The sequence below is a fragment of the Acinetobacter sp. ANC 5378 genome, from assembly GCF_013004315.1.
GTDB lineage: Bacteria > Pseudomonadota > Gammaproteobacteria > Pseudomonadales > Moraxellaceae > Acinetobacter.
Genome location: NZ_JABERK010000099.1, coordinates 1 through 6829, shown reverse-complemented (window position 1 = coordinate 6829; position 6829 = coordinate 1). Strand labels below are relative to the sequence as shown.

Annotated in this window: 9 protein-coding genes; 7 read left to right on the top strand and 2 right to left on the bottom strand. The window is 34.2% G+C overall.

The window, feature by feature from the left end:
* Positions 1-167: 167 nt before the first annotated feature.
* Both HLH16_RS15545 and HLH16_RS15540 read right to left on the bottom strand, forming a co-directional pair.
* Positions 168-389: a hypothetical protein gene (locus HLH16_RS15545; RefSeq protein ID WP_171530002.1), complete on the bottom strand. Its 222-nt coding sequence runs from the start codon at positions 387-389 to the stop codon at positions 168-170.
* A 207-nt stretch (positions 390-596) separates the two neighbouring features.
* A complete protein-coding gene (locus HLH16_RS15540; protein WP_171530001.1) occupies positions 597-791 on the bottom strand; it encodes a hypothetical protein in 195 nt (64 codons plus the stop codon).
* Between the two features lie 117 nt (positions 792-908).
* Here HLH16_RS15540 and HLH16_RS15535 point away from each other — a divergent pair, with 117 nt between their 5' ends.
* From HLH16_RS15535 to HLH16_RS15505, 7 genes are all read left to right on the top strand, one after another.
* On the top strand, positions 909-1073 hold the full coding sequence (locus tag HLH16_RS15535; protein ID WP_171530000.1) for a hypothetical protein: 165 nt from the start codon (positions 909-911) through the stop codon (positions 1071-1073).
* 5 nt (positions 1074-1078) lie between these two features.
* Positions 1079-2302 carry a phage/plasmid replication protein, II/X family gene (locus tag HLH16_RS15530; protein WP_171529999.1) on the top strand — a complete coding sequence of 408 codons (1224 nt, stop codon included), beginning with the start codon at positions 1079-1081 and terminating at the stop codon, positions 2300-2302.
* 13 nt (positions 2303-2315) lie between these two features.
* The gene (locus HLH16_RS15525; RefSeq protein WP_171529998.1) at positions 2316-2603 is read left to right on the top strand and encodes a hypothetical protein; all 288 of its coding nucleotides are present in this window, start codon (positions 2316-2318) and stop codon (positions 2601-2603) included.
* A 588-nt stretch (positions 2604-3191) separates the two neighbouring features.
* Positions 3192-3473, top strand: coding sequence for a major capsid protein (locus HLH16_RS15520; RefSeq protein WP_171529997.1), 282 nt, complete (start codon positions 3192-3194; stop codon positions 3471-3473).
* Positions 3474-3540: 67 nt separating this feature from the next.
* Positions 3541-5037: a hypothetical protein gene (locus HLH16_RS15515; protein WP_171529996.1), complete on the top strand. Its 1497-nt coding sequence runs from the start codon at positions 3541-3543 to the stop codon at positions 5035-5037.
* On the top strand, positions 5037-5351 hold the full coding sequence (locus HLH16_RS15510; protein ID WP_171529995.1) for a DUF2523 domain-containing protein: 315 nt from the start codon (positions 5037-5039) through the stop codon (positions 5349-5351). Before HLH16_RS15515 ends, HLH16_RS15510 begins: the two co-directional genes overlap by 1 nt.
* A gap of 3 nt (positions 5352-5354) precedes the next feature.
* Positions 5355-6524 (top strand): zonular occludens toxin domain-containing protein, encoded by a 1170-nt coding sequence (locus tag HLH16_RS15505; protein ID WP_171529994.1) that lies wholly within the window; start codon positions 5355-5357, stop codon positions 6522-6524.
* Positions 6525-6829 lie beyond the last annotated feature (305 nt).

Sequence of the window (6829 nt, the reverse complement as noted above, 5' to 3'; positions counted from 1 at the left end):
TTTCGTATAATATGACCGTGATTATGTTACTTGCACTTCACATTGCTACAAATAAAAGGCCCATTGGTAAATCTCTCCAGTGGGCTTTTTATTTGTCAATGTTGCTAGGATCGCAGAGGGCAGAGAAGTGCATTTAACATCAATCTGTATTATACGAAATCGGTTTTTTATAGTTTTGGTTCTTTTCTTTCATCATTTTTATTCTTTTCTTTGTAGCTTATATTTATTTCTATATCTTTGTTTTTAAAGTATTTAATCAGTTTTATTGATATGTATATCATAATTGCTATTAAAATAATTGCTGTTATTCCTTTGAATAAAATCATTCTAAAAACCATAGATTCTATTTCAGCACTCATATTATTTAATTGTATTGCTGTTTCTTCCATTTTTTAGCCCCAGTAAGTAGTAGGTAGTAGTAGGCGCAGGCAGAAACTTGTTTCGCCGCGACTACTGCTTTTTGATCTGGCACACTACTGTCTAATAGTGTGCCTGACTGACAAAAGTTTTTTGCAATTTGCTCTATGAGCTATATATAACGGAGCTTTCATAGTTATTGAGATCGTTTCTTATTTAGATCTGTTTTTGGTTGTTTTTTATTCTTTTAATATGATTGATCCGCTTTCTGATACTTCAAGCTTTTCTATGCTTAGCTCCAATATTTTATGAATTAGTTGGCTTTCTTTTGATATTCCTCTCATACCTTTTTCAGCTAGCTTGTTGTTTAACTCAATCATTTTTTTATAGAGCTTCTTTTGCTCCCATTCATTTAAATAAACATTTTGAGCCATGATATTTGCCCTTCTAAAAATTTCTATAGAATTCTATAGAAATCTATTGATTTTGTTTCACCTATATATCTATAATCCCATAGAAATCTATAGAATTATATTTTATTTGGGTGAATCATGAATAAAGAACAAGCATTAGCTCGTATTGAAATTTTGATTTTTGAAATCACTTCTGAATATGAGAAGGGTATTGCAATCGGTTTTATTGGTGCTTGTCTTACATTAATTTTGATTTCTGCTAGTGAATATAGACAGTTATTTGATCGTGTATTAGCTGAGTAATTACTATGCTCGATTTTCTCCGTATAGCGATTCCAATCTTTTCTACGCATGTGCGTAGTTTTGATAATCACCATCAATTTAATGGTGATATTCGTGACTTTGGAGTTCCTGCAGCAACTCGACATGTTAGTAAAACAGATGATGGACAGACAATAACAGGGGATTTGTATCACCCTTATGAAGCTCTCCCAAGTGACTACACTGATATGGCTGTCAAGTTCTATACCAATACGATGAACACTGTGCCTTATGTTGAGATTAAAGCTTCTCCACTCAAGCTTTTACAGGGTCACAATGTTTATGGTTTTGAATCAATAGAACTTGGTGCTCATCATATGATTGGTATGTTATTAGAAGCATTTCCTAAATTGGCTCCAATTCTTGATGTAGAAAATGCTGAGGTTTTATGCCTCGATACGACTTATCTTTTTAGATTGCCTCATCAGAATATGGTTCAACCTGTTTTGGATTACATGGCAAATCTTGCATCTGGTCATCGTAAAGCTCGCCAAATCAAATATGAAAATTACATTACTTGGGGCAATGATGCTGCAAGCGTTCGTCCTAAAGCCTATGGCAAATTTGAAGAAGTAAAAAGTCAGTTAAATAAAATTCAAAAGAAAGCAGACAAGGGCTGTATGCGTTCTAAAACGCTTGTTATGGCTATGCATGATGTTTTGCCTTTTGCCAATGCTGTTCTTCGATTGGAAGGACGAATCTGTAAAACCTATCTCACTAAAAACGGTTATCCGTCAAATTTAATTCAGTTAATTAAACTGCAAAATGAACAGCCAGAATTATTGCTACGCCTCTGGCACGTAGCTTTTGACCCAATTTTAGACACAATGAAGGGTAAATATATGAATTTTTCATCTGATGGAGAAATCTTAGATTTACTTAAATCTAAGTTAGTTACTTATACCAAGACAGGTAAGCCAAGTTATACCAAAGCAACAAATGCTATGAAGTTTTATTCATTGGTTCGCCAAATGGGCTTACAGGCTACAAAAGAACTTTATAACGAAAGAACATTTTATCACGCACTTAATTCGTTGTTGGATGTTGGTATTTCAAAGTCTCATATTCAAAACCTACATAAAAATCCAAACGGCAAAGTTATTCCTTTCGTTCGTATGTTCGAACTCAAGATGTGCGACCAGATGCCATCTGACTATCAAATTCCAGTTTCACAATACAGCTCAAAACCGAGTTTACATTTAGTTGCCTGAGGAGGCTTTTACCATGCAAGTATCATTTAATAAACGCACAATTTTCCCATCTGTTTATCGTGGTCAGAATAAAAAAGGTGAAGACGTTACTTATCTATCTACGACTGTACTTTCACCAGTTAAATACAATTTAACTCCTACTCCAGGCATGATGCCATTAGAACAGATTCAAGCTGTACTAGAACAATGTGCAGACAATGGTCAGGAAGTTGAAATCGAATTTTCAGAACAACAAACTAAGTTTGGTTCACAGTGGCAAGTTTTCAGTGTTAAGCCAGTTCCTAAGAAAGTTGGAGCCTAGACATGGATTTCTGTTCAGGGTGTGGCCAGTATTTTGTTAATGAACAAGATTTATCTTTTCATGAATGCTTTGTATTTAGAAAGCTTAACAAAATCAAAGGCTTAATTATACCACTTCGTATAATATAGATTATGTAAATAAATCAATAACTTACGTTATTAATTATAAAGGATAAATCATGTTAAAGCCATTTCAAGAACTCGAAACAATAAGAAAGCTTGTAAACAAATCAAAAAAATATGTTGTTTGCCAATTCTGCAATAAACCGATTATTCGTTCTGAAATGGTTAAACACATGTCTATCCATCAACATATTTAGGAATTTTAAAAAATGATTCAGGTTCTCGTCTGGTACTTCTTCGCTGTTGGTGTACTTCTTCACATCGCTGCGCCTGTCGTCATTTTTAAAATGAGAAAAGCAAAATGATTTGTATGTTCTATTCATCGGATCAAACAAGTTGTTTAGCTTATCTCTCCAGTGAAGCTGTTGGCGCTCTAATGATCATGTTTATTGTTCTTTTGGGTGTTTACGGTGTTTTTAAAATCATACTCCGTTTGATGGGGTTTAACTAAAATAAGGGGTCTATCATGGATCAATTACAACTTGAACAAGGTTTAAAAAATAAATACGGTACTGGTAAGACTGCTTTTAAAGCATTCTTAAAAGATGCTCGTGTGTATGGTTTGGGGGCTACTTTAGGCGGTGCTTTGGCTGCTTCTAATGCAAACGCTGCTGTTGATGTTACTGAAATTGTTGGCGATCTTACTACTGACGGTACTGCTGCTATTACTGCTGTTGGTACTGCTTTGCTTGCCCTTGCAGGTATTGCGGTTATCTTCAAATGGGTCAAGGCTGCATTTTTCAGTTAAGTTTTTCGGGTGGGCTTCGGCTCGCCCTTTTTTTTAAATTAAATATTTAGGGAATTTTGGGGGTTTTATGAAGTTTTTTAAATATTTAATTTTATTATTTTGTCTATTTTTTTCTCATTTTGTTTATGCTGAAAATTATGTTTATAAGGCTAGATATACTCTACAAAATAGCTCTTATGGTAATACAGCTACCGGGACAACGCCTTTAGAGGCATGTATAGGGATTGGGGCAAAATCTGCTCAAAATTCTACTAGTTCCGGTTATTGTTATCAAACTGGTATTGGTTCTCTTGTTTTAGGTACTTGGTCGCGTATTGCTGCTCCTGATCCTGAATGTTGGCATCCTGATTATAAAATTGTCACTCAATCAATTACAGGTCAGATAAAAAAATCTATTTGTGTTCCTAACAATGGTGTGATGTGTAAATACACCAGTTCAACAATTAATAATGCTCCTATTGTAAATGGTTCAATTACGACTACTTTTAGCTCTGTTTCTCAAACTCCTGATCCCGGCTGTAAAGAAGATTTATTAAATCCTCCTTGTGATCCTAAAGATCCTTACGGTGGTTGTTTTACTCCTCCCGATGATGGTTGTACTCGTCAATTTAATGGCTCTATTGTTTGTCCTCCTGACACTGTTCCTCCTGTTGAAAAGGGTTGTAATGGTGCTACTTACTGTGATCGCCCCCCTCAAGGCTGTGGTGAAGGTTATGTTTCTGGTTCATTTAATGATAAAAAGATTTGTATAAAAACTACTCCTTCCACTGGTGATACTGGTTCTGGTGATGGTGATGGTGATGGTGATGGTGATGGTGATGGTACTGGTTCTAATAATACTGGTACTGGTTCTGGTTCAAGTACTTCAACCAATACAACTACTAATTCCGATGGTTCAACCACTACTAATACAACGAATACAACTAATAATTTTATTATTGATTTCTCTCCAGTGGTTAATGCTATTAACAAGGTTTCTGACAAACTTACATCTTTTAAAAATGAGCTTTTAACTTCTATTTCCGATCTCTCTAATCAAATCGGTTTAACTAATAATAAAATAGATTCAACTAATTCTAAACTTACTGAAATCAACGATTCTTCATTAAGACAAGAAGATTTATTAAAAGCTATTCGAGATAAAGATTCTCCTACTGGCGGTGATGGTTCTCCCTCTGATCAACCTGCTTCTGGTGCTAGTGTTGATTTAACTGAAACTAATGGTTTATTAACTGAAATTCGTGATGGTATTGATTCTATAAAAGATGTTTTTAGTGATGAAGGAAAATCTGAATTAGAACAAATCGGTCAAGCTTCTAATGATTCTCGTTATTTAAATGCACAGGGTAATGCACAATCATCTTTAAATAATTTGGCTAATAAATTAACTTTTGGTTCTTCTGCTTGTCTTTCTGATTTTCAGATTCAATTACCAATTTTCGGTCCAGTAAATATTGCTTTATCTCAGTGGTGTCCTTTATTAGCTCTTTTAAAAATCTTACTTAATCTTATTGTCCTTCTTACTTGTTTAAGAATGTTAGACGCTACAGTGAGAACAATATAATGCCTATACCTCTTTTAGTTCTTCTTTATTCTGTCCTGTCTGTTGTTGCTAAGTTGGTTACTGGTGCCGTTACGGCTGGACTTGTTTATTACTTTCTAATAAATACCGTTCAACCTTTAATGGATCGCTTAACTTCACAAATAACTGATCAAGTTTCTGATTTTTCTGTTATCGGTGGTACTTCTTTACAGGTTATTCAGTATTTAGATTTCCCTCATGCTATCTCAATTCTTCTTGCTACTTCTTCTGCATGTTTCAGCATAAAAATAATGTCTATTGCTATTCGTGCCTTTGGTATTAATACAGGATCATAAAAAATGGCTATTCAATTAATCACAGGTAAGCCAGGTTCGTATAAATCTGCTTATCTCATGTCTATGGCTCTTGATGAAATTGCAAAAGGGCGTTTGGTTTATTTCTGTAATTTTCGTGGTTTACAGGCTGAAAAATACCAGTTAAATGTTCTTGATCATTTTAATGAATGGGCTTCTGTTTCAGATGGTGCTTTGGTTATTATTGATGAGGTTCAAGAATTTACTCGTGATGTTCCTACTAATGCCAAAACGGAGGAACTTCCTCAGTGGATGACTTTATTAGAAAAACACCGTCATAGAGGTATTGATATTTTTGTTGTTACTCAACATCCTATGTTTATTCATACGCATATTAGACGGCTTTTAGAAAAGCATATACATATGCAACGTGTTCAGGGTATGCCTTGGAGTAATAAAAGGGAATGGCAGCAAGTTTGTTCCGATCCTGAGAATCTTGATAATGCTTCAATTAAAAAGGGTTGTACTACTACAATTTATCGCCCTAACAAAAAAGTTTTTGATTATTATGAATCAACTGTTGTTGATACACATAAATTTAAAATCCCTCGAAAATTATTAACTTCTCTTTCTCTTGTTGGTGCTGCTTTAGCTTTTGTTTTCTGGATCGGTTCGCCTGTCTTTAGTAAATATATTAATGCTACTGGTGATAAACAAGTCGTTCAGGATATTGCACAAAATTCAAATTCACATGATCCAAATTCACCTAACCCTAATTTTTCGGCTCAAAATCAGTTACTCGTTAACATCTCTAAATGTATTGATCAATTCAATCTAACAGAACAACAATGTCAAGAAATGTACGATCCTTCCGTATTACAAGCCAAAAATGATCAACTTCAAGAATCTAATAGAAATCATATGGATCAAATAATTGTTGATTACTTCCCCAGTGATCCCTTTAAACCTGTAAATGTTCAATATGAAGTTACTGCAAAACCTGTATTTTCTGGCTGTACTAAATTTAATGGTAAATATTATGCTTATACTCAGCAGGGTACTAAACTTTCTGTCGATCCGTCTGTCTGTCGTCAAGTTATAGATGATGGCGAACGTCCTTTTAACTATTTTAAAAATGAACCACAATTACAGGCTAATGTTCCCCCTCAGGTTGGTCCTGAATCTCAAGCTCTTAATACAAATGTTATGTGGTGATATAGCAGAACGAGTGTCTACGAGTGATTCGCGAAATTAAAATTATTAAATCTTTTCCTTTGATTACAAGCTCCCTTTAAAACCTAAAACTTAGAATCAGAGCGTCCCGCATGGGCGCGAACTATTGGAGAGATCAATGAAATATGATGCTCATGTATGGAAATATAGAATGCAATATTTTCCTACATTTCTTTATTTTTTTAGCATTCTTCTATTTTTTACTTTTGGTTTAATTTTTGGTCAAATATGGGGTTTTGAAAGCTGTTATAGCTTTAAATCTTTATTAGACTGATTTCGTATAATAT

Coding starts and splice junctions, on each gene's coding strand:
- HLH16_RS15545 (WP_171530002.1), bottom strand. CDS start 389: ATGGAAGAAACAGCAATACAATTAAATAATATGAGTGCTGAAATAGAA.
- HLH16_RS15540 (WP_171530001.1), bottom strand. CDS start 791: ATGGCTCAAAATGTTTATTTAAATGAATGGGAGCAAAAGAAGCTCTAT.
- HLH16_RS15535 (WP_171530000.1), top strand. CDS start 909: ATGAATAAAGAACAAGCATTAGCTCGTATTGAAATTTTGATTTTTGAA.
- HLH16_RS15530 (WP_171529999.1), top strand. CDS start 1,079: ATGCTCGATTTTCTCCGTATAGCGATTCCAATCTTTTCTACGCATGTG.
- HLH16_RS15525 (WP_171529998.1), top strand. CDS start 2,316: ATGCAAGTATCATTTAATAAACGCACAATTTTCCCATCTGTTTATCGT.
- HLH16_RS15520 (WP_171529997.1), top strand. CDS start 3,192: ATGGATCAATTACAACTTGAACAAGGTTTAAAAAATAAATACGGTACT.
- HLH16_RS15515 (WP_171529996.1), top strand. CDS start 3,541: ATGAAGTTTTTTAAATATTTAATTTTATTATTTTGTCTATTTTTTTCT.
- HLH16_RS15510 (WP_171529995.1), top strand. CDS start 5,037: ATGCCTATACCTCTTTTAGTTCTTCTTTATTCTGTCCTGTCTGTTGTT.
- HLH16_RS15505 (WP_171529994.1), top strand. CDS start 5,355: ATGGCTATTCAATTAATCACAGGTAAGCCAGGTTCGTATAAATCTGCT.